General features: G+C 54.9%; 20 protein-coding genes and 4 pseudogenes. 16 read left to right on the top strand and 8 right to left on the bottom strand.

Going from position 1 to position 26,668, the window contains the following annotated elements; translation table 11 throughout:
• Window positions 1-24: 24 nt before the first annotated feature.
• Together mgtE and yjgA are read left to right on the top strand one after the other, a co-directional pair.
• Window positions 25-1,386: a magnesium transporter gene (mgtE, locus tag CPH80_RS20985; protein WP_096281140.1), complete on the top strand. Its 1,362-nt coding sequence runs from the start codon at window positions 25-27 to the stop codon at window positions 1,384-1,386.
• A gap of 22 nt (window positions 1,387-1,408) precedes the next feature.
• Complete coding sequence (yjgA, locus tag CPH80_RS20980) at window positions 1,409-1,933, top strand: ribosome biogenesis factor YjgA (protein ID WP_096281138.1); 525 nt, start codon at window positions 1,409-1,411, stop codon at window positions 1,931-1,933.
• On the opposite strand, the gene CPH80_RS20975 is transcribed toward yjgA, so the two are convergent.
• From CPH80_RS20975 to CPH80_RS20950, 6 genes and pseudogenes are all read right to left on the bottom strand, one after another.
• The gene (locus tag CPH80_RS20975; RefSeq protein ID WP_096281136.1) at window positions 1,930-5,691 is read right to left on the bottom strand and encodes a YhdP family protein; all 3,762 of its coding nucleotides are present in this window, start codon (window positions 5,689-5,691) and stop codon (window positions 1,930-1,932) included. The genes yjgA and CPH80_RS20975 overlap by 4 nt on opposite strands.
• Before the next feature lie 35 nt (window positions 5,692-5,726).
• On the bottom strand, window positions 5,727-7,208 hold the full coding sequence (rng, locus tag CPH80_RS20970; protein ID WP_096281134.1) for a ribonuclease G: 1,482 nt from the start codon (window positions 7,206-7,208) through the stop codon (window positions 5,727-5,729).
• A pseudogene (locus CPH80_RS20965) lies at window positions 7,205-7,435 on the bottom strand (Maf family protein); the annotation flags it as partial. The pseudogene CPH80_RS20965 and the gene rng, both read right to left, overlap by 4 nt.
• Window positions 7,436-7,475: 40 nt before the next feature.
• Complete coding sequence (gene mreD / locus CPH80_RS20960) at window positions 7,476-7,952, bottom strand: rod shape-determining protein MreD (protein WP_096281132.1); 477 nt, start codon at window positions 7,950-7,952, stop codon at window positions 7,476-7,478.
• Entirely contained in the window at window positions 7,952-8,821 is an 870-nt protein-coding gene (gene mreC / locus CPH80_RS20955) for a rod shape-determining protein MreC (protein ID WP_096281130.1), read from the bottom strand. Before mreC ends, mreD begins: the two co-directional genes overlap by 1 nt.
• Window positions 8,822-8,868: 47 nt before the next feature.
• A complete protein-coding gene (locus CPH80_RS20950; RefSeq protein WP_096281850.1) occupies window positions 8,869-9,909 on the bottom strand; it encodes a rod shape-determining protein in 1,041 nt (346 codons plus the stop codon).
• Between the two features lie 285 nt (window positions 9,910-10,194).
• On the opposite strand from CPH80_RS20950, the gene gatC reads away from it, so the two are divergent.
• The 3 genes from gatC to gatB all read left to right on the top strand — a co-directional run bounded on the left by gatC (window position 10,195) and on the right by gatB (window position 13,528).
• Window positions 10,195-10,482: an Asp-tRNA(Asn)/Glu-tRNA(Gln) amidotransferase subunit GatC gene (gatC, locus tag CPH80_RS20945; protein WP_096281128.1), complete on the top strand. Its 288-nt coding sequence runs from the start codon at window positions 10,195-10,197 to the stop codon at window positions 10,480-10,482.
• A 76-nt stretch (window positions 10,483-10,558) separates the two neighbouring features.
• Window positions 10,559-12,016: an Asp-tRNA(Asn)/Glu-tRNA(Gln) amidotransferase subunit GatA gene (gatA, locus tag CPH80_RS20940; RefSeq protein WP_096281126.1), complete on the top strand. Its 1,458-nt coding sequence runs from the start codon at window positions 10,559-10,561 to the stop codon at window positions 12,014-12,016.
• Between the two features lie 21 nt (window positions 12,017-12,037).
• A complete protein-coding gene (gene gatB, locus CPH80_RS20935) occupies window positions 12,038-13,528 on the top strand; it encodes an Asp-tRNA(Asn)/Glu-tRNA(Gln) amidotransferase subunit GatB (protein ID WP_096281125.1) in 1,491 nt (496 codons plus the stop codon).
• Window positions 13,529-13,602: 74 nt separating this feature from the next.
• On the opposite strand, the pseudogene CPH80_RS21910 reads toward gatB, so the two are convergent.
• Window positions 13,603-13,890: pseudogene (locus CPH80_RS21910) on the bottom strand (LysR substrate-binding domain-containing protein); the annotation flags it as partial.
• Window positions 13,891-13,941: 51 nt separating this feature from the next.
• Here CPH80_RS21910 and CPH80_RS20925 point away from each other — a divergent pair.
• The 11 genes and pseudogenes from CPH80_RS20925 to lnt all read left to right on the top strand — a co-directional run.
• A pseudogene (locus tag CPH80_RS20925) lies at window positions 13,942-14,637 on the top strand (acetyl-CoA carboxylase biotin carboxylase subunit); the annotation flags it as partial.
• Window positions 14,638-14,656: 19 nt separating this feature from the next.
• A pseudogene (locus CPH80_RS20920) lies at window positions 14,657-15,956 on the top strand (biotin/lipoyl-containing protein).
• 169 nt (window positions 15,957-16,125) lie between these two features.
• Window positions 16,126-16,533, top strand: a complete 408-nt coding sequence (locus CPH80_RS20915; RefSeq protein WP_096281121.1) for a PilZ domain-containing protein — start codon at window positions 16,126-16,128, stop codon at window positions 16,531-16,533.
• A 127-nt stretch (window positions 16,534-16,660) separates the two neighbouring features.
• A complete protein-coding gene (gene cysD, locus CPH80_RS20910; RefSeq protein WP_096281119.1) occupies window positions 16,661-17,569 on the top strand; it encodes a sulfate adenylyltransferase subunit CysD in 909 nt (302 codons plus the stop codon).
• Between the two features lies 1 nt (window position 17,570).
• The gene (gene cysN / locus CPH80_RS20905) at window positions 17,571-19,229 is read left to right on the top strand and encodes a sulfate adenylyltransferase subunit CysN (protein ID WP_096281117.1); all 1,659 of its coding nucleotides are present in this window, start codon (window positions 17,571-17,573) and stop codon (window positions 19,227-19,229) included.
• Window positions 19,230-19,493: 264 nt separating this feature from the next.
• Window positions 19,494-20,510 carry a nucleoid-associated protein gene (locus tag CPH80_RS20900; protein ID WP_096281115.1) on the top strand — a complete coding sequence of 339 codons (1,017 nt, stop codon included), beginning with the start codon at window positions 19,494-19,496 and terminating at the stop codon, window positions 20,508-20,510.
• A 290-nt stretch (window positions 20,511-20,800) separates the two neighbouring features.
• A complete protein-coding gene (gene miaB / locus CPH80_RS20895; protein WP_096281113.1) occupies window positions 20,801-22,147 on the top strand; it encodes a tRNA (N6-isopentenyl adenosine(37)-C2)-methylthiotransferase MiaB in 1,347 nt (448 codons plus the stop codon).
• Window positions 22,148-22,219: 72 nt separating this feature from the next.
• Window positions 22,220-23,200 (top strand): PhoH family protein, encoded by a 981-nt coding sequence (locus CPH80_RS20890; RefSeq protein WP_096281111.1) that lies wholly within the window; start codon window positions 22,220-22,222, stop codon window positions 23,198-23,200.
• Window positions 23,200-23,661, top strand: coding sequence for an rRNA maturation RNase YbeY (ybeY, locus tag CPH80_RS20885; RefSeq protein ID WP_096281109.1), 462 nt, complete (start codon window positions 23,200-23,202; stop codon window positions 23,659-23,661). Before CPH80_RS20890 ends, ybeY begins: the two co-directional genes overlap by 1 nt.
• 7 nt (window positions 23,662-23,668) lie before the next feature.
• Complete coding sequence (locus CPH80_RS20880; RefSeq protein ID WP_096281107.1) at window positions 23,669-24,517, top strand: HlyC/CorC family transporter; 849 nt, start codon at window positions 23,669-23,671, stop codon at window positions 24,515-24,517.
• Window positions 24,507-26,057: an apolipoprotein N-acyltransferase gene (lnt, locus tag CPH80_RS20875; protein ID WP_143752944.1), complete on the top strand. Its 1,551-nt coding sequence runs from the start codon at window positions 24,507-24,509 to the stop codon at window positions 26,055-26,057. The genes CPH80_RS20880 and lnt overlap by 11 nt, the downstream gene beginning before the upstream one ends.
• Before the next feature lie 34 nt (window positions 26,058-26,091).
• On the opposite strand, the gene CPH80_RS20870 is transcribed toward lnt, so the two are convergent.
• Complete coding sequence (locus CPH80_RS20870; RefSeq protein ID WP_096281105.1) at window positions 26,092-26,640, bottom strand: zinc ribbon-containing protein; 549 nt, start codon at window positions 26,638-26,640, stop codon at window positions 26,092-26,094.
• Between the last annotated feature and the right edge of the window lie 28 nt (window positions 26,641-26,668).

The following is a 26,668-nucleotide window of genomic DNA, read 5'->3' as shown; positions in this document are numbered from 1 at the left end:
ACGTTTTCTGTCTGCAGGTGATTCATGTCCGAAATTCTGGAAAAAAGCCAAGCCCGCCAGCGTTTACGTTCACTGAGCGAAGCGCTAGACAGTGGTGCGCTAAAGCAAGTTGCCCGTATTCTCAACGGCGGCCTGAGCCCCAGTGATATCGCCCACCTGCTTGAATCTTCGCCGCCACGCCAGCGCGCCCTGCTGTGGAATTTGGTAGAAAAACAGCTAGAAGGCGAGGTTCTCCAGTACCTGAACGAGGATATCCGTGCCGAATACCTGAGCCGGCTGAACGCCCAGGAACTGGCGGATATTATTGAGGACTTTGAGTCCGACGATCTGGCCGACCTTCTTCAGCAGCTGCCAGACAAGGTGATCCAGGAAGTTCTGGGCACCATGGACGAACAAGACCGGAAGCGGGTCGAAGAGGTGCTTTCCTACCCGGAAGACACCGCCGGCGGCCTGATGAACACGGACACCATCACCGTACGCCCCGATATCAACATTGATGTGGTATTGCGCTATTTGCGCCTGCACCGGGTGCTGCCGCCGATGACCGATAGCCTGATTGTGGTGAGCAGGCGAGATGAGTTTATTGGCATGCTGCCCATCACAAAGATGCTCGTTTCCAGCCCAACCGCAACCGTGCGGGAAGTGATGGATACGGACATTGAACCCATCCCTGTGACCCTTTCAGATACCAAGGTTGCAACCCTGTTTGAGCGGTACGACCTGATTTCCGCACCGGTTGTGAACCAAGAAGGCCACCTGCTGGGCCGGATCACCATCGATGACGTGGTGGATGTTATCCGGGAAGATGCGGATCATTCGCTAATGAGTATGGCTGGCCTGGATGATGACGAAGATACGTTTGCGCCCGTCTGGAAAACCACCCGGCGCCGGGCAATCTGGCTAGGTGTTAATCTGCTCACCGCGTTCATTGCCTCTGGCGTCATTGGCCTGTTTGAAGAAACCATCGCCAAGGTGGTTGCTTTGGCGGTACTCATGCCCATCGTGGCTAGCATGGGAGGGATCGCCGGCAGCCAGACCCTCACACTGGTTATCAGAGGTATGGCCGTAGGGCAGATCAGCGGGGCCAATGTGGGCTGGTTGCTGAATCGGGAGTTTCTTTCGGGTATTCTAAACGGCTTACTTTGGGCAGTGGTTGTGGCAGCCGCGGCCACCGCCTGGTTTCAGGACTTACTGATAGGCGCCATTATTGCCGCTGCGTTGGTCATCAATCTGGTCGCTGCGGCGCTGGTGGGTACCGTGCTGCCGCTGTTCCTGAAATCCCGTAACATCGACCCAGCTTTGGCCGGCAGCGTTATACTAACAACCGTCACAGATGTGGTCGGTTTTATGTCATTCCTTGGCCTTGCGACCATTTTCTACGCGTGACCCGACAAACCTGGATGTAATCATGATCGACGACACTCAAGACGAAGCCCCGCAGTATTCCGGGCCGAGTAAATCCCAGCTCAAGCGGGACATGCACTCGCTGCAGAACATGGGCAAGCGCATGATGGAGCTAAGCAACGAGCAGCTTGATACGCTTACCATCAGCGATACCCTGAGAAGTGCCATTGAAGAATCCCGCAAGATTCGGCAGAACGAAGCCAAGCGTCGCCATTTGCAATATATCGGCAAGATTATCCGGCAAGAAGACGACCCAGAAGCGGTGCGACGAGCTATAGACGCTTTCGATTCGGGAAGTGAAGAACACACCCGCCGCCACCATCTGGCCGAGCGCTGGCGCGACCGGATGATTGCCGACGGCGACTCCGTAGCGGGCGAGTTTTTTAGTTACTGCCCAAGTGCGGACATACAACACCTGCGCAACCTGGTTCGCAACGCCCGCAGAGATGTAGAGAAAGAGAAAAACACCGGGCAAGCCCGCAAGCTGTTCCGTTATCTGCGGGAATCCGTTGACGAAGCGGAGGCCTAATTGCCGGTATCAAATACCTGGCGCAGATCCACGCTAGGCTCTCCCCAGGTTCCGGTCACATCGTAGGTGGCGCTGGTCAGTTTGCTCAGTGGGTCGCCCAGTACTTTATCCAGTACGAAAAGCGCGCCTCCGATGGGCGCGCCGGCCCCCATCAACAAGGCAGCCAGCGGCAGGTTCTGCGTCAATGGCAGAACCACCACTAGGCGCATATCGAGAATCTCATTTGCCAGATTGGTGCTGCCGCTGAGCTTGAAGGCGCCTGACGGCCCAACCACCTGAAGTTCAGGGTCCATTGTAAGCAGGCCATCATTAAGGCGCGCCTTGCCCGAGATGGCATCAAAGGCGACACCGCGCTCATACAGATCCGAAAAGTCCAGTTTAAGCCTGCGCCAGAGGGTATCGGCGTTGAGCAGATTGAAAATCCTGAACACTTGCGCGCTGTTGTTACGCTCCAAAATCACGCCGTCATCCAGGCGCATGCTGACGTTCCCGCTGAGGCTCGCAAGCTCGAACTCATCAGGGCGCCCTGGCCAGTCCAGCTCCAATTCGATGTTGCTCTGCTTATTAGATAGAGGAACCTCCGAAGCAAAAAGTTCGCCTAAGTCTGCCAGCGCGCCGCCGGCTATAGACCCGGAAAATTGGCTGGTTTCCCTGTTATCTACAACACTCCAGGTCATGTCGCCCAGCAACGTGAGTGACTTGAGCCGCCCTTCAATGCCGGTGACATTTAACTTCTGCTGCTCCGGTCGCAGATGGAAGGCCCAGCGCCCCAGACTGTCGCCATTGAGTTGTAGCTCTGATATGTCAACATCCACATCCGGCCAGTTCGCCATATCCATCGCCCGGAAGGCTTCAAGTTGCTGCTCCCAGGTCAGCAGCTCTGGCGCCTCCTTCGCTCCAGCCTCTTTACCAACTAGGCGGAGCACTTCAAAATCCGCAGTAACAAGGCCAAGGTCGTCGGGTATGACAATCCGGCCAACGGCCCGTTCAGAGCGTGTGCTAAGAACCCAGCGGTCACCAAGATCAAAGGCCTCAAGATCGATGTTTGTGAGGGTTTGCCCCCCCAGATAGAGCTCTGTGAAGGTAAGCTCAAGCCCAGACCTTTTCCACAACAGATCAAAGGTTGCGCGATCCTCCCAGGTACCGGAAATACCCAGACCGCCTTCCGCTTCGGTATCTATTTCTGCAACCAGCGGTGCAGACTGCCCCGCCTCTTTTGAAAACGGCGCCGGCCAGTCAATGGCTAACCCTTCGAGGTTGGAACGGATCGTTAGCCGTGGAGTATCGCCAGAAGCCACATCCAACTGCGCAGAGTACTCAACCGTACCGCTAAGTCCGTATTGGCTCTCCTTGGGCACGCCGCCAGCTGTTTCGGGGCCCGCGATACCAACTTGGCGAAACACGCCGGGCACAGCCAAGGTGCCGGCTTGCCGTATCCTGAGCACCTCGCGCCGTCCGGGCTGACCCGAACCGGTCTGGCTGAATGCCACTGTGACCGCCCTGCCAAGAAACCTAGCGTTCAGGGGCGCACCAGAAAAACCTTTTACGGAATGATACGTCAGGGCACCTGAAATACGGTCCCAGCGCAGATCTGCCTCGGGATAGTTTACTGAGCCGTTACTTGTACGCACGTTCGCCTCAACCACGGGTGTTGCACCATCCGTTAGAGGCAAGTCTATCGCTAGATCCAGCTCGTAATCGCCGGCATAGTCGAGGCTTTCGGCTTCGGCACCGGCCATGTCGCCAAATGGGCTGTTCTCCATCCAATAGGCTACCGCGTCCCCCGGCACGGGCGCTGATGCATCCACGCGCACGAGTGCCCCATCCTGTTCGGGGATCACGGTTACGGTACTAGGGTTCAGCAACAGACCACCGGTTGTTCCTGCCTTCAGTGACACCAAGGTGTCGCCGTTCTGCACATCAACACGTCCGCGAGCCCCGGTTACCTCCGGCCACTGATCATCATAACGAACGGTGGCGTTGTCGAATTCATACCACATGGATGACTCAAACGAACCCGAGGGAGAGCCTGTGCCAATCTGACCATGGCCATAGTAAACACCAGATGTGATGTCCGCCTTTGTGATGGCGCTGGTTAACCAGTCATAAAGCCCCGCATCCACAACCTTCTGCGGAACAAAATTGACCAGCATGGATGCTTCACCATTTTCAACGCCCACACGGAGGCCAAGATTGCTCTCACCTTGCTCATCCAGTTTCAGGTCAAAGGCGCCGGTCAAGCGGGTATGTTCGCCATAACTAAGGCGCATGTCGTTCGAGTAAACTCGGATGATGGGGCCCTCCAGCTGCCAGGCAACGGTAGCCGCCAGCTCAGGGAAAAGCCATTCACTGTTGAACAGTTCCGGAAAACCCAAGATAACCGGTTGCATCCCGGCACGGGCTTGCAGATACCCGGCGTTCTGGTCCATATAAATAAAACCCTGCACCCCGCTCACTGCGGGCGCACCCTCATAAGCGGCGGCGCCAACATCTCTGAGCCGGCCAGAGAATTCAAAACTGTTCTCACCACGCCCCGGAATACTGATTTTTACACCATCAAGAAAACCTACCGGGCGATAGTCTTCCAACGCGTCACTGGCTACCGGTGGCAGAAGCGGAAGCGTACCGACAAGGTGCCGTAGCGGGCGCAAGGGCATAGCGTCGGCGGTGATGGTGAACCCTTCCGGTTCCGGGAACAGCTTTAGGCTGAATGGTGAAACCTGGTCACCGTTCCAGGTCCAGGCTAGTTGCTTCAAATGCCACTCGCCGATGGCTTCAGACTGGCCATCGGCTTCGGGCGCCTCCATCACGGCATGGTGACGGCGCCAGCCAAACTGGGCACTGATGTCTTCCAGCGGGGCCAGAGATGCGCCGGCAACGCCCAGTTGTAGATAAGGGGTTCTTACGGTTCCGCTTATCTGCTGCAAGATGCCTTTACGGAAGGTTAGCCAGGCTTCGCCGCCCAGATCAAACCCTTCTACGCGGATATCCCGCCACTGATACTCATCCACCAGCCCGTCAAACAATCGACCGGAATCGACATCAAGATAAAGCTGGCCGCTAAAATCACCGCGGAAGAAGTGCTTGCCCACCAGCGTAAAACTGGCGAGTTGCTGGGTTGTTGCGGATCGCATCGCCCGCCCAGACGCCCGGAACAGGCCCTTGTCGTATACCAAATCAAGCTGGGGAATATCGAGATGGCGAAGCTGGCCCTGGTTATCACGGATACCCAGGCTTACGCGGGTCACTTTTATGTACGGGTCTGACAGCCACTTTCCGGCGACTTCGATCCAGTACCGAAAACGGTTATTAAACGGTTCGGGGAAATCAACGCCCCGAACACTCACATCACCGCTATCTTGCTGGTTTAGCGTCAACTCAAGCCCATCCGCTTCGAAATCCTCGAAGACAATCCTGAAACGCATCAGCGAAGCCAGCGCGTCGAAACGAACGGTTAAATGCTGCAAGCTCATCACCCGAACCCCGGAATCAGGGTTGATCACTTCAATATCCTGAGCGGTAAATGCGGGGTCTAGCCAGAACCATTGAGAAGAGAGGCTGCCAATGCTTACTTCATGCCCTAGACGCGCAGATAGCTCCCGGGAAAGGTCATCCCGAAAGGCATCTACATTTTGGGTAAGCTGACGGCCAATCCCGGCATAGAGGGCAAACAGCACGAGCACAACCAACAGCAGCCACCATACCGCGCCGGTAAACAGCGCCATTACACGGACAGGTCGGCGCTCAGCGGAAGACATCTGGGGCGTCACTCCCTAGGTGCATCGCCCCGGTATCAGAGCAGCACCACATCGTACTGCTCCTGGCTGTAAAAAGGCTCTACTTGGAAACGAACGGCCTTGGCAATAAAGGTTTCAAGATCGGCCACATTGTCGGATTCTTCATCAACAAGGCGATCTACCACGCTTTGGGAGGCCATCACCAAGTAGCTTTCTGCATCGTAAGCCCGGTTAACCCGTAGAATTTCGCGGAAGATCTCGAAGCACACGGTCTCGCTGGTTTTAAGGAAACCACGGCCATCGCAAATTGGGCAAGGCTCACACAAAATCTGGCCAAGGCTTTCCGTGGTTCGCTTTCGGGTCATCTCCACAAGCCCTAGCTCAGACACGCCGGTGATCTTGGTTTTGGCGTGATCCCGCTCGAGCATTTTTTCCAGCATTCGGTGAACCTGGCGCTGGTGCTCGGCATCTTCCATGTCGATAAAGTCGATGATGATGATGCCGCCCAAATTACGCAGGCGCAGCTGCCGGCTAATCGCCCGGGTGGCTTCTAGGTTGGTTTTGAAGATCGTTTCTTCAAGGTTTCGGTGGCCCACAAACGCACCGGTGTTGATATCAATGGTGGTCATGGCTTCGGTCTGATCAATGATCACATAGCCGCCAGACTTTAGCTGCACCTTGCGGCTAAGCGCTTTCTGAATCTCATCTTCTACCGAATAAAGATCAAAAATCGGGCGTTCGCCTGGGTAGTATTCCACCTTGTCGGCAAATTCAGTTACGAACTCTCGAACAAATTCCATGACCCGCTGATGGCTCTCGCGGCTATCAATGCGCACTTTTTCAGTCTGTGGCCGAATAAGATCACGGATAGTGCGGATGAACAGTGGCAAATCCTGATACACGACGCCGGGGGCCTGCACCTTGGCAATCCGCTCGTGAATGGACTCGCTGAGGTGATGCAGATAGTTCATATCGCCGAGCAGCTCTTCTGCCGATGCAGCTTCCGCTGCGGTGCGGATGATATACCCGCCCTGAACATCAGGATGCGCTGCAGCGCCTTCCTGAACGAGGCTTTTTAAGCGGTTTCGCACGGTTTCATCCTCAATTCTCTGGGAAACGCCTACGTGCCTAACATCGGGCATGAACACCAGGTAGCGGGACGGTATGGAAAGCTGAGTGGTAAGCCGGGCGCCTTTTGTGCCGATAGGGTCTTTGGTTACCTGCACCACTAACGACTGACCTTCCCGTAGCAAGGTTCGGATATCTGGAACTGTTTTAGGGAAGTCGCCAGAATCTAAGGTGCTAGGCTGGCTCGAGACTACGTCGGAGGCATGAATAAACGCTGCCTTCTCCAAACCTATGTCTACAAACGCCGCTTCCATACCGGGAAGCACGCGCACTACCTTGCCTTTGTAGATATTGCCGACAATGCCTTTGCGACTGGCACGCTCAATATACGCTTCCTGCAGCATACCGTTCTCGACCAGCGCTACCCGGGTTTCAACCGGCGTTACGTTGATCAGGATTTCTTCGCTCATGATTGGCTCTCCCGACTACTTGGCCAGTGTTTCCAGACAGGGCCACCGGCATCGGCCAGCAAGGCGGCTGTTTCCTGCAACGGCAGGCCAACAACAGCACTGTAGCTCCCCTTGAGTTCCTTCACAAAAATACCACCAAGGCCCTGAATTCCATAACTCCCGGCCTTGTCCATAGGCTCACCCGTGGCCACATAAGCGGCAATCTTTTCATCCTGAAGCATTCGGAACGACGGGGCGACGCCGAGGCAAGAATAATAGACGGCATGGCTAACCCAGTTTCCGGTTAATGTTGTCCATCAGTATGGAAAACACCGGCCATACGAGAGCACTGGTCAGTGCCGGCCACAGATAGCTGAAACCGGCATCCTCGCCGCCAAACATCTGTTTAAGAAAGTGCACCAGCATCTGGTTGATGCCGATCAGCAAAAAGACCATCAAACACTGTTGTGGCATAGGGTACATGCGCAGCCGCTGATGGATGGTGAGCACCAAAAACGCGATCAGCGCCATCCCTAAGGCATTAACGCCCAACGGCGTCGCCTCCAGCACGTCGAGCAACAAGCCCAGGCACCAGGCGAACACTATGCCAAACTGCACCGGTGCACGGAATGTCCAGTAGAACACCACCAGCCCGAGCCATTCAGGGCGAAATTCGAACCAACCCACGGGAAACAGAGAAATACTCAGCACCAATGACACGATCACCGACAGCACAAATACTGGATAACTGATTACAGACAACATCAGTCCTGCCCCTCCTGTGCCGATTCGGTGGCCGGCGGGATGTCATCGCCGGTTTCTGGCGCAACCGGCGGTTCGCCTCTTGGCGCGAATACAACCAGCACTAAGCGGCTTTGATTGAGTTTTGCTTTCGGGCGGGCCCGAATAGATACAAAGGGCTCTCCCGGCTCTTTGTTTATCAGGCTTACCTCTGCAACCGGGTAGCCCCTTGGAAAGCGACCACCAAGACCAGAACTGACCAGCAAATCCCCTTCACGGATATCTGCCGTGTCTGGCACGTGAACCAAATCAAGGGTGCCGGAATCGCCAGTGCCAAGAAGAATAGCCCGGAGCCCGTTGCGCACAACCTCAACCGGCACGGCATGGCTGCTGTCTGAGACGAGAAGTACACGGGAGGTCACTTGGCTGGTCTGCACCACCTGCCCCATTAGGCCATGGGCATCTAGTATTGCTTGGCCAGTCTTAAGGCCGTCACTGCGGCCTTTATTGATAATAACTTCGTGGGAATATGCGTCCGGTGACACGCCCACTACCTCACTGACGATTACCCGGTCATCGAGAAGCTTCGAGGAGTTCATCAGGCGGCGGAGTTCGTTGTTTTCGGAAGCCAAAGCGGCGTACTTAAGGGCCCTGCGTTCGAGAATGAGCAAGCGGGCTTTCAGGACTTCATTTTCCTGTTTCACGTCTTCGCGGGTGATAAACAGGCCAGCAACCCAATCACTGAACTGATTGGGTGCGTTGCCCAGCCAGTAAACCGGCGTGAGGCCGGTTGCCAAGGTGCTGCGAACCGGGGTAACACGGTCAAACTGCTGATCGGCAACGATTAACGCCGCCGATACGAGAATAACGAGCAGAAGCCGGAGGCCTGGCATTGGCCCCTGGACAAAAATGGTTTTAATGGCGATCCCTCCCCAAAGGATTATTCCTCCTGGGAGAACATTCCGATGCCACCCCGGTCAATCACTTCCAGCGCCTTGCCGCCACCACGGGCAACACAGGTTAGCGGGTCTTCGGCAACGATCACCGGCAAACCGGTTTCTTCACTGATGAGTTTGTCCAGCCCACGCAGTAGTGCACCGCCGCCGGTCAGCACAATACCACGCTCGGCGATATCTGAGGCCAATTCCGGTGGGGATTGCTCCAGCGCGCTTTTCACTGTTTGTACAATCTGCGCCAGAGATTCCTGAAGTGCGTCTAGAATTTCTTCACTGTTGAGGGTGAACGCCCGCGGCACACCTTCGGCCAGGTTACGTCCACGCACATCAATTTCGAGAATCTCGAGCCCTTCATAAGCACAACCGATTTCATGCTTGATGCGCTCGGCGGTAGATTCACCAATCAGGCTGCCGTAGTTACGACGTACGTAGGTAGCAATAGCTTCGTCGAACTTGTCACCACCCACTCTTACTGAATCTGCGTATACGATGCCGTTCAGGGAGATAATGGCGATTTCAGACGTGCCACCACCGATATCCACAATCATTGAGCCGGTTGCTTCTTCCACCGGCAGGCCTGCGCCGATCGCGGCCGCCATAGGCTCTTCGATAAGAAACACTTCTCGCGCACCGGCGCCCAGGGCAGATTCGCGGATAGCCTTGCGTTCTACCTGAGTGGATTTGCTGGGCACGCACACCAGAACCCGAGGGCTCGGGGTTATGAAGCTGTTCTCATGCACTTTGTGAATAAAGTGCTGGAGCATTTTTTCAGTCACCACGAAATCGGCGATTACGCCGTCTTTCATGGGTCGAATGGCGGTGATGTTCCCTGGAGTACGGCCTAGCATTCGCTTGGCTTCGGCGCCGACGGCGGCAACCATCTTCTGGGAATTAGTGGTACGAATGGCTACAACGGACGGCTCGTTCAGCACAATCCCGCGGTCACGCACGTAAATAAGGGTGTTGGCGGTGCCCAAATCAATGGACAGGTCGCTGGAGAATAAGCCTCGGAGTCTTTTAATCAACATTCGTGTAGTTTCAACCTGAGAGTTGCGGTTGCAGAAAGATGCGGCAACTTTAGCAGTGCCCCCCCGCTCAGGCAAGGCGCAGCCTGTTGCAAAGGTAAATGATATTGCTCTTGGCATGAACAATTGTACACGCGTTTATTAGACCATAATCGCGAAAATGGCAACTTGCGAGTTGACGCGTGCGCTGAATGTACGCTCAGACACCAACATTTCTCGGCAAGTGCGCGAATCTGTTACCATAACGGCCTTCATAAAAACGCTGTTTTATACTTTGGAGTCAACGTGACCATTTCCCGCGAAGACATTGAAAAAGTCGCCGTGCTGGCTCGTATTCGCCTCGACGAAGAGCAGATACCGGCACTGGAGAAAGACTTAGGCAACATCCTTAGCCTAGTTGACCAGCTCCGCGCCGCCGATACAGACAACGTAGAGCCCCTGGCGCATCCGCTGGATGCGGTTCAGCGCTTGCGCGCCGACGAAGTAACCGAGAGCAACCAGCGCGAGGCCTTCCAAGCCATTGCTCCGGCTGTCGAGAATGGCCTGTACCTCGTTCCCCGAGTCATTGAGTGAATAAAAGGCATTGAGTGAATAAAGGGAATTGAGTGATCTGACGAATCCCTCCATCAGCCCACTATCAGGATTGAACATGCATAACAAATCCGTAGCAGAGCTTTCCCACGAACTGGAAAGCGGCAAGATTTCAAGCGTGGAACTGACCCGTGAGTTCCTCGATCGCATCAAGGCCGAAGACGGCCAGTACAACAGCTTTATTACCGTTACCGAAGACCAGGCCATGGCGGATGCAAAAGCCGCTGACGCGCAACGTGCCGCCGGCAAAGCCGGCGCGTGGACTGGCGTGCCCTTTGCCCACAAAGACATTTTTTGCACCAACGGCGTTGCCACCACCGCTGGCTCGAAAATGCTGGCCAACTTTGTGCCGCCCTACGACGCCACGGTAACGGCCAACTTCCGCGCGGCCGGTGCGGTGTGCCTGGGTAAAACCAATATGGATGAGTTCGCCATGGGCTCCTCCAACGAATCCAGCTTCTACGGGCCGGTGACCAACCCCTGGGGATTGAGTACCGGCGCGAAGCGCGTACCCGGTGGCTCCTCCGGCGGCTCCGCAGCAGCTATCGCCGCTCGCCTGGTACCAGCTGCAACTGCCACAGACACTGGCGGCTCCATTCGCCAGCCGGCGGCGTTGTGCGGCATTACTGGCCTGAAGCCTACCTATGGCCGGGTTTCGCGCTACGGCATCATTGCCTTTGCCTCCAGCCTGGACCAAGGCGGGACCATGGCGCGCACCGCAGAAGACAACGCACTGATGCTGAACGTGATGGCAGGGTTCGATCCGAAAGATTCTACATCGGTTGATCGTGCTGTACCGGATTACACAGCTACCTTGAACGAGCCGTTGAAAGGCCTGCGTGTCGGCTTGCCGAAAGAATACTTCTCGGATCAGCTTAGCCCTGCGATGGAACAGCAGGTACGCAACGCGGTTAAGGAATACGAAAAGCTGGGGGCCACGGTTAAAGAGATTTCCCTGCCCCACGCGAAACTGGCCATTGCCGCCTATTATGTGATTGCGCCGGCCGAGGCGTCTGCCAACCTGTCGCGCTTTGATGGCGTACGTTACGGCTACCGATGTGAAGATCCGAAGGACCTGAACGACCTTTATACCCGCACCCGAGCTGAAGGTTTCGGAGAGGAGGTTAAGCGCCGCATTCTGGTCGGCGCTTACGCTCTCTCTGCCGGCTATTTTGATGCCTATTATTTGAAGGCCCAGAAAGTCCGCCGCTTGATTCAGCAGGATTTCGTTAACGCGTTCAAAGAAGTGGATGTGTTGATGAGCCCGGTGTCGCCCTCCCCTGCGTTTGTGCAGGGCGAGAAAACCAACGACCCGGTCACCATGTACCTGGAGGATATCTTCACCATCGCCGTTAACCTCGCGGGCGTGCCGGCCATGTCGGTGCCAGCGGGCTTTGTAGACGGTTTGCCCGTGGGCCTGCAGATTATCGGCAACTATTTTGAAGAAGCCCGTTTGCTGAACGCTGCCCATCAGTTCCAGCAGGTAACTGACTGGCACCAGAAGCTTCCCCAGTAAGCCCGAACCAGGAGAACGTTTATGCAGTGGGATATTGTGATCGGGCTGGAAATTCATGTTCAGCTTGCCACCAAAACTAAGATATTTTCTGGCTCCAGCACCGCTTTCGGTGCCGAGCCCAACACCCAGGCTAGCGCCGTTGATCTGGCCATGCCTGGCACCCTGCCTGTACCGAATGAGCAGGCATTCCGTTATGCGGTCATGTTCGGCCTGGCGGTGAACGCCGAAATAGGTCGACGCTCAGTGTTCGATCGTAAAAACTATTTTTACCCGGATTTGCCCAAGGGTTACCAAACTACGCAACTGGATCACCCTATCGTGGGCCCCGGCTTCGTAGATGTTGATCTGGCCGACGGCGGCAGCAAGCGTGTGCGCATTCACCACGCCCACCTGGAAGAAGACGCAGGTAAGTCGCTGCACGAAGCTCTTTATGATGAAAAGGGCAACGGCATTACAGGCATTGACCTAAACCGCGCCGGTACGCCGCTCATTGAGATCGTTACTGAGCCGGATATGAACACAGCGGAAGAAGCCGTCGCCTTTGCTAAAAAGCTGCACAGCCTGGTGGCCTCATTAGGCATCTGCGACGGTGACATGAGCCAAGGTTCCCTCCGCTTTGACGTGAACATTTCACTTAAGCCCAAAGGCTCGGACACCTTGGGCACCCGAACCGAAACCAAAAACCTGAACTCTTTCCGCTTTATGGAGCAAGCCATTGCCCACGAAGTGGAGCGGCAGATGGATATTCTGGAAGACGGCGGCAGAATCATTCAGGAAACGCGTTTGTACAACGGCGACCGCGATGAATCCCGCTCCATGCGCAGCAAAGAGGAAGCCAACGACTACCGCTACTTCCCCTGCCCGGATCTTCTGCCTGTCGTGATTGATGACGCCTTTATTGAGAGCGCTCGCGTTCTACTGCCGGAACTGCCGGATGACCGAAAAGCCCGCTTTAAAGAGCAATACGGCCTGAATGACTATGATGCTCGCCTGCTCAGCGACGACGCCCGCATGGCGGCGTTTTTTGAAGAAACCGCCCGCTACGGCAAAGACGCGAAGTTGGCTGCCAACTGGGTGCTGGGTGAATTTTCTGCACGCTTGAACGCAGAAGACAAAACCGTAACGCAGGCGCCCATTACTGGTGCGCAACTGGGCCAACTGGTTGCGCGCATCGCCGACAACACCGTGTCGTCATCCGGGGCAAAAAAGGTCTTGGAGGCGCTTTGGAGTGGCGAAAGTGACTCTCGTGGTAATTCTGATGGTAACAATGCTGACGCCATCATCGAAGCCCAAGGCCTGAAGCAGGTTTCAGATACCGGTGCATTGGAGCAGATGGTGGATGAGGTTATAGCTAGCATGCCGGATCAAGTGGCGCAGTATCAGCAAGAAACCGATCCCAAGAAGCAGAAGAAGATGCTTGGTGGCTTCATGGGGCCTTTGATGAAGGCCTCTAAAGGACAGGGCAATCCGAAACTGTTCAATGAGATTTTGTTGAAAAAACTCAACGGCTGAGGAACATCTGCTCGAACTGGCGGATGTTCTGCTGCACGTAGTCGATAAATGCCCGCATGGCCGGCGTAGGGTGCCGTGCCTGCGGGTAGACCACACACCAGCTCCGACAACACGCCCAGCTTTGGCAGAACGGCCACTCCCAAACCCGCTAAAACCGCATGTTTTACGGCATCATTAGAGCCCAGCTCTATACTTGGCTTCGCCCGTAAACGTTGATCCTGACAATGCAGCTCCAACGCCAGCCGGCTGCCCTTCCAGCGCCGCCAAACTGTTCTGTACTCGCTCCAACTCCTTAAACACCGAGCGCACACAACCTGCCATCTCCTCGCCGGCAGCGGTGCAATAAAGCTTGCGCCCCACATATTCAAACATGGGCATGCCCAGCGCTTGCTCCAAGTGGCGCACCTGGCTGCTCACCCAGCCCACAGATAACACCCGAACAGCGCCAGTACATAGGTGACTTAGCGGTAAAGGCTGCCAAAGCTGTTAACTATGAAAACGCGGGCACCGTCGAATTCCTGCTGTCTGGCAACGAAGTGCACTTCATGGAAATGAACACCCGCATACAGGTGGAGCACACCATCACCGAAGCCATCACCGGCGTGGACATAGTTCGGGAACAGCTGCGCATTGCCGCCGGCCTACCGCTGAGCTATCGCCAGGAAGACATTCAGTACCGGGGCTACGCTCTGCAATTCCGCATCAATGCGGAAGACCCTAAAAACGACTTTTTGCCTAGCTTTGGCCGCATAACACATTACTACGCGCCCGGCGGCCCCGGCGTGCGGGTGGATACCGCCATTTATACCGGTTATGAAATTCCACCCTACTACGACTCCATGTGCCTGAAACTGGTGGTGTGGGCTTTGACTTGGGATGAAGTGATTGCCCGCGGCAAGCGAGCACTGGACGACATGCGCCTGCACGGCATAAAAACCACCGCGCAGTATTACCAGCAGATTCTGGATCATCCGGACTTTCGTAACGCCAATTTCAACACCAGCTTTGTGCCCGACCACCCGGAATTGCTGAACTACTCAACTAAGCGCCACCCCAGTGCAACTGCACTCGTCATCGCTGCCACCATTGCAGCACATGCAGGCTGGTAATCCGCAGGAGAATTGACTCATGAACCACGCAAAACGAATTGAAGTAACCGACGTAGTGCTGCGCGACGCACACCAGTCGCTCATCGCAACACGGCTGCGCACCGAAGACATGCTACCCATCTGCGACAAGCTGGATAAGGTCGGCTACTGGTCGCTGAAGGTCTGGGGCGGCGCCACGTTTGACGCCTGCGTGCGGTTTTTGAAAGAAGACCCATGGGAGCGGCTGCGCCAGTTGCGCGTGGCTCTACCCAACACACGCCTGCAGATGCTGCTACGGGGCCAGAACCTACTGGGATACCGTCATTACGCCGACGACGTGGTGGAAGCCTTTGTTCAGAAAACAGCTGATAATGGCATTGATGTGTTTCGTGTATTCGACGCGTTGAACGACCTGCGCAACATTGAAACCGCCATGAAGGCCGTAAACAAAGCCGGTAAGCACGCCCATGGCCATCAAAGATATGGCCGGGCTGCTAACCCCCTACGCTACGTTTGATCTGGTGAAAGCCATCAAGGCGGAAGTGGATCTGCCCCTGGTGATCCACAGCCACTCGACTTCTGGCTTGGCACCGCTGTGTCAGCTTAAGGCCATTGAAGCTGGGGCCGACCGCATTGATACGGCGATTTCATCGTTCTCCTCGGGCACCAGCCATCCGGCCACGGAATCCCAGGTAGCTGCACTGAAAGGTACAGATTACGACACCGGGCTGAACCTAACGCTGTTAAGCGAGATTGCGGACTACTTCCGCGAGGTGCGTAAAAAGTATCAGCAGTTTGAAAGCGAGTTCACCCGCGAGGATGTCTCGGTACAAATAAGCCAAGTGCCGGGCGGCATGATGTCCAACTTGGCCAACCAGCTCAAAGAGCAAAACGCGCTGGACCGTATCCGTGAAGTGTTTGATGAAATCCCCCGGGTGCGAGAAGACCTGGGCTATCCCCCACTGGTCACGCCTACGTCACAAATTGTGGGCACTCAGGCGGTGTACAACGTGTTGGCCGGCCAGCGCTATAAAACCATCACCAACGAGGTAAAGCGCTATCTGCAAGGCGGCTACGGCCAGCCACCCGCGCCGGTGAACGCCGATGTGCGCAAAAAAGCCACTGCGCCTGGCCACGTCAGCACCGCTATGCCTGGTAACGTGGTAGAGGTTCTTGTGAGCGAAGGCGATACAGTAAGTGCCCGCCAGGCCGTGCTAATTACTGAAGCCATGAAGATGGAAACAGAGGTTCACGCCAATATTGACGGCAAAGTAGAGGCTGTCGACGTAACCAAGGGCGACCGGGTAACCCCGGGTGAGGTACTGATCGAGATTGGCTGATCGGCAAAAATGTGAACCTCTGTTCAGAAAAATACAAAAAATCTGCCACAATGTACGACACTCAAGTTGCTGATCAGAAAATAAACAACTACACTTTTCATCGTTTAGACATTGTTCTGAAACATTATTTAAATCTGGAATCGCCCCAACAGTCTCTATAAGAGTGCCCATGACAGCTGCCACAATAAAGCCAAACCTGCGTAACCAGCAACGCGCCGATGTTGAGAGTGACATCGTTATCGAGAAGGCGGATGGCTGCCAGCTCACCTGTAAAATCTCCAACCTCTCTCGCACAGGCATAATGCTTTCCTGTAATCAGGACACAGTAAATCAGCTTATACCTCGCCTGAAAGTCCCAGAGCCCGGAAATTTGATTGTCGTTAAGGCGCGATTCTGTGTGACGGTCGTCGCAACCCAGCCAGTGACCATTGTTGCCAATGGAAATATCGTTCATCTACGAAGAATGGCCAGGGACGAGTTTCAGTTGGGCATACAGTTTGCGGATTTTGAGGACAACGGTTTTGATTATGTAGACAGGTACGTGCGCAAACTTCTGGCCGATTCCCCGCAAACCTGACTCCCGTCGGCGCTATATTGCTATAACTTAAAACTCTAGATACAAGACTTCTTATAGCCTTATCGCCTCTGTTATAGTTGCCCCTTCAATTTGCAGCCCTTAAGACCCGCTACGGCAACGGACTATCATGACCACATATAACCTTACGCATCTGAAACAACTGGAAGCGGAAAGCATCCATATCATTCGAGAAGTGGCCGCCGAGTTTGATAACCCGGTGATGCTCTACTCCATTGGTAAAGATTCTGCAGTTATGCTGCACCTTGCCCTCAAAGCTTTTTACCCGGGTAAGCCGCCGTTTCCTCTGATACACGTGGACACCACCTGGAAGTTCCGGGACATGATTGATTTCCGGGAGCGCAAGGTGAAGGAATACGGTCTGGATCTGATCGTGCACACCAATCAGGATGGCGTGGAACAGGGTATCGGGCCGTTCACTCACGGCAGCGCAAAACACACAGATGTGATGAAAACCCAGGGCCTCAAACAGGCATTGGACAAATACGGGTTTGATGCCGCATTTGGTGGCGCCCGCCGGGATGAAGAAAAATCCCGGGCCAAGGAGCGCGTCTATTCCTTCCGCGACGAATATCACCGCTGGGATCCCAAGAATCAGCGCCCGGAACTGTGGAACACCTATAACGGCAAGGTTAACAAGGGCGAGAGTATTCGGGTATTCCCTCTCTCGAACTGGACTGAGCTGGATATCTGGCAGTACATCTATTTGGAAGGCATCGAGATCGTTCCGCTTTACTACTCGGCCGTGCGCCCGGTGGTGGATCGCGACGGCTCACTGATCATGGTAGACGACGATCGCATGCCCCTGAAAGAGGGTGAGAAACCGATGATGAAGTCCATTCGTTTCCGCACCCTTGGCTGCTATCCGCTGACCGGCGCCATTGAATCCGAGGCAGACACACTGCCCGAGATCATTCAGGAAATGCTGCTTGCCACCAGCTCAGAACGCCAGGGCCGCGTGATCGATCACGACTCCGCCGGCTCCATGGAACAGAAAAAGCGGGAAGGGTACTTCTGATATGTCACATCAATCTGATCTCATCGCCGAAGATATCCAGGCTTACCTGAAACAGCACGAGAACAAAGAACTGCTGCGTCTGCTCACCTGCGGCAGCGTTGACGACGGCAAAAGCACCCTGATCGGCCGCCTGCTGCACGACACAAAAATGATTTACGAAGATCACATGGCCACGCTGAAAACCGACAGCGCCAAAATGGGCACCACCGGCGAGAAGCTGGACCTTGCCTTGCTGGTTGACGGTTTGCAGGCCGAGCGCGAGCAAGGCATTACCATCGATGTCGCCTATCGTTACTTCTCCACCGATAAGCGCAAGTTCATCATTGCAGACACACCGGGGCACGAACAGTACACCCGCAACATGGCCACCGGCGCATCCACAGCCCAGGTCGCCATCCTGATGATCGACGCTCGCCGGGGCGTGCTTACCCAGACCCGCCGGCATTCGTTTATCGCCTCTCTGCTTGGTATTCGGCACATTGTGGTCGCCGTTAACAAAATGGATCTGGTGGATTTCAGCGAAGACCGCTTCAATGAAATCCGAGAAGAATACCTGGCCTTCGCCGCTAAGCTTGGGCTGACCGATATCCGGTTTGTGCCGATTTCAGCGCTGGAAGGCGACAACGTAGTCAACCGTAGCGAGCACACCCCCTGGTTCAACAGCCAGCCGCTAATGGAACTCCTCGAAACCTTGGAGGTAAACCGCGACAAAAACCTGGAGCATTTCCGGTTTCCAGTGCAATACGTCACCCGGCCAAACCTGAACTTTCGTGGCTTCTGCGGCACCATTGCCTCCGGCGTGGTTCGCCCGGGTGACAAGGTTATGGCCCTGCCCTCCCGGCGCACCAGTACCATCAAGGAAGTCGTCACGTTCGATGGCAACTTAGATGAAGCCTATATTGATCAGGCAGTAACCCTGACGCTTGCGGACGAAATTGACCTCAGCCGTGGCGATATGCTGGTGAAGCCAGAAGACGAGCCGGAAGTAGGCAACCGCTTCAAAGCCAATATTGTGTGGATGACGGACGCCCCTCTGCAAACCGGCCGCCTGTATGACATCAAACTGGGCCCGACTTTCACATCGTGCACGGTTCGGAAAATCCACTACCAAACCGACGTAAACACGCTGGAGCAGCACGCCAACCCGGCCCTGCTACAGGTGAATGAAATCGGCCTGTGTGACCTAACCCTAAGCCAGCCAATTGCATTTGATGCCTACCAGCGCAACCATGCCACGGGCAGTTTTATCGTGATCGACCGACTTACCAACGTAACGGTCGGCGCCGGCATGATTGATGGGCTGGCGGATACAGCAGGCACCCTGGAGCCGGTGAGCCCGGAGGAGCGCCAACGCCGACTGGCTCAGAAGCCGACGATTATCGGTTGCACCGGATCACAGGCTCCCGCTCTTGCACTAGCAGTTGAACGCGCGCTGTTCGATCAAGGTAAAACAGCGGTCATTCTGAGTGAGGACAATGCTGGCAATGTGGACGATCGCCGCCGCACTGCGCAACTGCTGACTGCCTATGGCCTGATTGCGATTGCTGTAAACCTGGGCTCTGACGTGGCCAACGTTTCGATAGCAGCGGATAGCACGGAGGAGGTTTCCAGTACAGCAGCAGCAATGGTGCAGGAGCTGGTTCGCAACAAGCGGGTCTAAGCCAACAAAACCAAATGGCCTTAACGCAGCCCTATCGCTGTGGTCGAGGCCAAGGGGTGGGGGTGTCTTTTCTGCCGGAAAAAGATGTCTGAGCGCAGCGAGTTGCTTTTTCCAGAAGAAAAGACACCCCCGCTCCTTGGCTACCTCCCAACTAGATAATTCGCTTTTTAACCGTGAAAGTAATAGTTGTCCGTGACAGAATCTCCAGCTCTGAAGTTAACTCTTCGGGGCTTTTTGGTTTCTTCATCTTAGGGTTTTCTGTTTATGGCCATCAAACATCTACGCACCGCTTTTGCCAGTCAATATCAGCCGGGGCAGCCTGCCCGCCTTCAGAGTGGTGAAGCTTTGCAGGAGCCGGGTGGCGATTATGAGGCCCTGCATAAGCAGATGAAGCGCCTGTTTAACAGTAAGCCTGGCAAGAAGTATGGGCGGTTCTCGGACGATATCGGCGAGAGTCCATTTAAAAGCTGGCTGAAGGATTATCTGGAGGACAAGCAGAGCTTCGCGTCTTTTACTGATCGGTTGTTCGCGCAGTGGCAAGAGTTGTTGTCGGGCTCCCAGGAGGAGTTTCAGGGGCAGTTGATGATTGTCCATGAGGCTTTGGCGGATTCGGATGTTGTTTATTTGTTGATCATGGAAAGGGATGGCGCCCTGCGCTTTGATGGCACCCAGGCGCTGGATACGACCGACGTGCTTAGCATGTCACGCTTGAACTTGGCGATGCGAGTTGAGCTGGATGATTGGCTGGGGGATAACGCGGCTGAGAATTATCTTACGTTAGTTCACGCCCGCGGCACGGGCGATCCTGGGGAGCTATTTATTCGGCTGTGTGGTTTTACCAACCACGTAGATGTCGAGAAGGAAACCCTGACATTCCTGGATGCGGTGGAGGCTTTTGCGAAGTCTTCGAAGCCCGAGAAGGCCGGCGAGGTACGTACGCGGGCTTATGAGTTCTGCAAAGAGCAGCATGCACTGGGAGAGCCGGTTGCCATTGCGGCTTTGTCTGGTTATCTGGATGAAGAGCAGCCGGAGCGTTTTAAGGAGTTTGCCAGTAAATCGGCGGAGATGCCGGAGAGCGGCGTGCTGCATCCGGATCATCGTAAGGTGAAGAAGCTGGTGCGTATTGCGGGGTCTGGTGGCGGTATGAGTGTTTCTTTTTCTTCGGATTTGGTGAATCAGGCGATTTACTACGATCGCGATAAGGATGCGCTCACGATTACGCGTTTGCCTAAGGCATTGCGGGAGCAGTTGGAGCGGTTTCTGGAAACCCGGGAGGATTAAAGTAAGGTGGCTGGCTCCGGGCTGTCCAAAAACGTGGAGCGCCAAGGATGGCGTGACCGAGCCCTACAGGGATGTATTTACGGGCGTTTTTTGGAAAGCTCTGCGCCAGCCGCTTCAGGCACCGAACCCAAAGTCAGCGCGTGATAACACTGCAAAACTGGCAGCTTACCGAGACAACGCTGGTTACAGAATGATCACGCCGTTATAATGCCCTGTTCTCCTTTTCAGCGCGCCCAATTTGGACAATTCAAAGCTCCAGGCGCCACATACATCCAGTTGTGTTGAGACCCATGGCCAAAAAGCTGTACATCAAAACCCACGGTTGCCAGATGAATGAATACGATTCATCACGCATGGCCGACCTGTTAAAAACTGACGAAGCGGTTGAAATGACCGACTCGCCAGAAGACGCCGATATTCTGTTGCTAAACACCTGCTCCATTCGGGAAAAGGCTCAGGAAAAAGTCTTCCACCAACTGGGTCGCTGGAAAAAGCTGAAAGCGAAAAAGCCGGAACTGATTATTGGTGTTGGCGGCTGTGTGGCGAGCCAAGAAGGCCAGGCCATTATCAACCGGGCACCGTATGTTGATATGGTCTTCGGCCCACAAACTCTGCACCGCCTGCCGGATATGATTAGCGAAGTGCGCATGAAGGGTAATGGCGTGGGCGTGGTAGATGTGAGCTTTCCGGAAATCGAAAAGTTCGACAATCTGCCAGCCCCGGGCGCCGATGGCCCATCTGCGTTTGTTTCCATTATGGAAGGCTGCAGCAAATACTGTACGTTCTGCGTGGTGCCCTACACCCGGGGTGAGGAAGTCAGCCGGCCGGCTGACGATGTGATCGCCGAGGTTGCCCACCTGGCCAGCCAGAACGTGCGTGAAGTAAATCTACTGGGCCAGAATGTAAACGCCTATCGTGGCGATACCCACGATGGCGATGTGATGGATTTGGCGGAGCTTATTACCCTGATCGCCACCATCGACGGCATCGATCGCATCCGCTACACCACCTCGCACCCAGTTGAATTTACCGATGCGATGATCGAGGTTTACGAACAGGTACCTGAGCTGGTGAGCCACCTGCACTTGCCGGTACAGAGCGGTTCGGATCGCATTCTATCGGCCATGAAGCGCGGCCACACGGCGCTGGAGTACAAATCTAAACTCCGCCGCTTACGCAAGATTCGCCCGGATATCAGCTTTTCTTCGGACTTTATCATTGGTTTTCCCGGTGAAACGGAGAAGGACTTTGAAGACACCATGAAGCTGATCAACGATATCGGTTTCGATATGTCTTTCAGCTTTGTTTACAGCGCCCGTCCGGGCACGCCGGCATCTGATCTGCCGGATGAAACGCCGATGGAAGTAAAGAAGCAGCGCCTCAAAATCCTGCAGGATCGCATCAACCAGACGGTAATGGATATCAGCCGTAAGATGGTGGGCTCCACTCAGCGTATTCTGGTCACTGGCCTTTCAAAGAAAGATCCGGGAGAGTATTCCGGGCGCACAGAGAACAACCGGATTGTGAATTTCCGACATGAAAATCCGGAGACTATCGGGCACTTTATCGACATCGAAATTGTTGAAGCCTACGCCAACTCTCTGCGCGGTTTGCCTGTGGACTCGGAGTTGTATTGAGCTTCAAGCCGTAGCATCAAAGCCAACTATGCATTCGCCCGAAAACGGCGAACCATCAGAACCGGAGTAATATTGGACACCAACGATTCCAGACAATTTGATTTACATCCGATGGACCAACGCAGACTGACCACTCTTTGCGGGCAGTTTGATGAAAACTTAAAGCACATCGAACGACGCCTGCAGGTAAGAGTTGGCCGCAGAGGCCATCACTTCCGAGTGGAAGGTGAAACAGAGCACGTTGCCGCCGCGGTGGAAGTAATCCGGCATCTTTATCGGGAAACCGAAGCCAGCGAGGATATTTCACCCGATACCGTGCACCTGTACATCCGGGAAACCGGATTTGAGCGGCTGCCCGACGAAGTGCCGTTTGATGGGTCCATTACCACCGTCAAAACGCCAAAGCTCACCGCTAAACCCCGCGGTGCGAATCAGCAGAAGTATGTGCACAGCATTCGCTCCCACGATATCAACTTCGGTATCGGCCCTGCCGGCACGGGTAAAACCTGGCTCGCCGTCGCCTGCGCAGTAGAAGCTCTGAAAGACGAACAAGTTAAACGGATTCTGCTGGTGCGCCCAGCAGTTGAGGCAGGCGAGAAGCTTGGCTTTTTGCCCGGTGACCTTGCCCAAAAAGTGGATCCGTACCTACGGCCGCTGTACGACGCACTCTATGAAATGCTCGGGTTCGACCATGTCACGCGGCTGATTGAAAAAAGCGTGATTGAGATTGCACCCTTGGCTTTCATGCGTGGCCGCACACTGAACAACTCGTTTATTATTCTGGATGAAAGCCAGAACACCACCCGTGAGCAGATGAAAATGTTCCTCACGAGGATCGGTTTCGGCTCAACAGCCGTGATCACCGACGACACCACCCAGATAGATCTACCCCGTGGCCAGAATTCCGGGCTAATCCATGCAGCGGGAGTTCTTAACAACGTCACAGGCATCGGCTTTACCCGTTTCGAGGCCAAGGACGTTGTTCGGCACCCTCTGGTTCAGCGAATTGTTGAAGCCTACGACGCGCTTAATGACGGGGGCGACCGTAAATAGTGAGTGAACTGACGGTTGATCTTCAAAACGTGTTTGAGGGGCTAGGCGTGCCCGAAGAATCCCTGTTTCAGGCTTGGGCTCAGGCGGCTTGGCTGGGGCAGGATCCATCCGAGGTGACGATCCGCATTGTCGATATTGAAGAAGGCCAAGCGCTGAATCACCAGTACCGTGGAAAGGACAAACCCACTAATGTGTTGTCCTTTCCATTTGAAGCGCCAGCCGGTATAACGGTGCCACTAGCCGGAGATCTCGTTATTTGTGCTCCGGTGGTGGAAGATGAAGCCCGGGAACAACTCAAAGAGCCAGCAACGCACTGGGCACACATGGTGGTGCACGGTATGTTGCACCTTCAAGGCTACGATCATATTAACGATGAAGACGCAGAGGCCATGGAGGCCTTGGAAATCCGGTTGCTGGCACAGTTTGGGTTCGGCAATCCCTACGCAGCAGAGGAACGGTAAAAGACTCATGAGCGACGATCAGTCGAGTCGCAGTCAGGGCTCTAACAAGTCCTGGCTGGAGCGTATATCACATGCCTTCTCCAGTGGGCCTGAATGCATAGAAGACGTACTGGAAATACTGCGGGATGCCGAATCCCAGGCCATTATCGATGTAGATGCCATGAGCATCATCGAAGGTGCCATGCAGGTGGTGGACATGCGCGTGGATGAAATCATGATTCCACGCTCCCAAATGGTCACGGTTCGGGCGTCACAGGATCCGAAAGAGTATCTGGATGAAATCATCGCGTCTGCCCACAGCCGGTTCCCGGTTATTGGCGACAGCCAGGATGATGTTGTCGGTATTCTTCTCGCCAAAGATCTTCTGCCGCTGGCCCTCGATGACGACATGGATTGGTCTCATGTCCGCGAGCTTCTGCGCCCGCCCACGTTTGTTCCAGAGAGCAAGCGCCTGAACCAGCTTCTCAAGCAGTTCAAAGAAAACCGCAATCACATGGCAATCGTCGTGGATGAGTACGGCGGAACGGCAGGCTTGGTGACCATCGAGGATGTGCTGGAACAAATCGTTGGGGAAATCGAGGACGAACACGATTTCGACGAAGAAACCTACATCAAAACCCGAGGCGATGGCTCTTACGCCGTGAAGGCAGTCACCCCAATTGACGACTTCAACGAATTTTTCAATACGGGGCTGGATGAGGAAGGATTCGATACCATTGGCGGTGTCGTGCTCAAAGAATTCGGGCACCTGCCCAGGCGGGGAGAAGCGATTGAACTAGGTGGTTTGTGCTTTACCATTGCCAACGCCGACAACCGTGTCATCCGTTTGTTACAGGTAACCCGTAGTGAGCAGTAACCATTCAACACCCTCTATTGCCCCAGCCCATTCGTTCTTCTCTAATCGCTGGTTAGGTGCCGCAACCCTTGTGGTTGCCGGCGCTTTGCAAACCCTGACTTTCTCGCCGTTCCACTTTTGGTGGCTTGGCCCGGTTTCCATGCTGCTCATTCTGCTGGTTACTATTCCTTTGGCGGCGAAAAAACTCTTTTCTGCAGGCTGGCTGACAGGTATGGGCCTTTTTGGCTCAGGCGCTAGCTGGGTTTACATCAGCATCAGTGAATTCGGCAATACGTCCATCGCCATTTCGATATTGCTCACCGTTGCCTTTGTGGCTGGGCTGGCTCTAGTCCCTGCCCTCGCATTTTGGCTCTGGAGCAAACTGGCGAAAAGCAGCGCGGTGCGAAGGCTCATTCTTTTCCCCGCCATTTGGGTTCTCGGGGATTGGCTTCGTAGCTGGCTATTGACCGGCTTTCCTTGGCTTTATCTGGGTACCGCCCATACTGACGGTCCGTTGGCAGGGCTAGCGCCAGTGGCTGGCGTTCACGGCCTCACCTTCTTGATAGCTGCAAGCGGCGCTGCCATTTTTGCAACGGGCTGGTTTATCACCAGGCAGCGCCATGCTAGCGCTGGCGTTGTGGCGGTTGCAGCACTGATTCCCTGGCTTGCTGCTCCAGCACTGAACCGCGTTGATTGGACAGACATCAGTGCTGAGCCTATTTCGGTGGCGGCCATGCAGGGCAATATTCCACAGCAGATCAAGTGGGATCCGGAGTTTTTGAAAGATCAGATTGTGGCCTACTTAGGTATGACAGAACCTTACTGGGATACCGATCTAATTCTCTGGCCGGAGACGGCTATCCCCATTCCTCAGGATCAAGCGGGGAAGATCATTGAGCACATCAAGGAGAACCTTGGGGAAGAGAGCACTCTGATTACGGGCATTCCTTGGTACGGTTTCAGCGAGCGGGCTGGCGGCTTTACGTATCACAACAGCATTATGGCCATTGGCAATGGTGAGGGTATTTATCACAAGCAGAAGCTGGTGCCTTTTGGGGAATATGTTCCGCTTGAGGGTGTTCTGCGGGGGCTGATCGGCTTTTTTGATTTGCCTATGTCGAGCTTTACCCGGGGCCCGAAAAACCAGGCGCCTTTGCTTGCCAATGGTATCAAGGTGATGCCATTTATCTGTTATGAGGTGGCTTATCCAGACTTTCTTGCGCGCAATGCGGTGAATACGGACTTGTTGCTGACGATCAGTAACGATGGTTGGTTTGGGGATTCCGTGGGGCCGCTGCAGCACTTGCAGATTGCCCGCATGCGAGCGCTGGAGACTGGGCGTTATATGATTCGCGGCACCAACAATGGGGTGACGGCGATCATTGATAACAAGGGGCAGATTACCGCGCGTATTCCGCAGTTTGAGCGTGCAGTGCTGACTGGCGAAGTGTTCAAGGCCAGCGGCAGCACACCTTATATGACGACAGCGTCTTGGCCGGTTTTGACGTTGGCGTTGATTCTGATTGTATTTGTCCGCGAGCGGGTTATTCCTAAAAATTGAATTAACTGCGAGCACATAAGTGCTCGCGGCTAGCTCAGCTTTCTTTTCGTGGCCAGCGGCTGGTCACGCGCTTGTAGTATTGCGAGCCACAGGCCTCACAAGGTTCCAAGTGGCTGGTAGACGTAAGGCACAGCATGTGTTCGCAGTTCAGGCACTGGAACATGCCAGCGGTTGCAACTTCACCGGCGATGTACTGCCCGGCGTCGTGGCTTTCGAGCTTTTGCTTCAGTGCCAATGTGTCCACCAACGTCTGGTCGGCGACCGACAGCAAACGCTCGCTTAGCCGGTGCTCCAGTAACGACAGGTCAAGTTGCAACCATTCTGCGAGGCCTTCACCGGTTTCATCCACAAAATGGATGAGGTGCTCCAGATCCCTTTGAAGGTAAGTACCAAGGAGGCTGATCTCGTCCTTGGTCATTTCCTTCAGTTCTTGCTCAGCTTCGATTGCGTTATCAACTTCCCCCTCTAAGGTTTCCAGTGTGGTGTCCTGCATTGCGCGCAGGCGGCTCTGAACCTGCTCGAGCATGCGATCATAGGCCTCAAGGGCCTTGCCTGAGAGATGGGTCCGCTCGGTGTCCGTCATCGCACTTTCCTTTTATGAATGCCGTAGC

The organism is Marinobacter sp. LV10R510-11A, from assembly GCF_900215155.1.
Lineage (GTDB): Bacteria > Pseudomonadota > Gammaproteobacteria > Pseudomonadales > Oleiphilaceae > Marinobacter.
The sequence above is the reverse complement of the archived record's forward strand: the minus strand, read 5'-3'. Positions and strand labels throughout refer to the sequence as shown.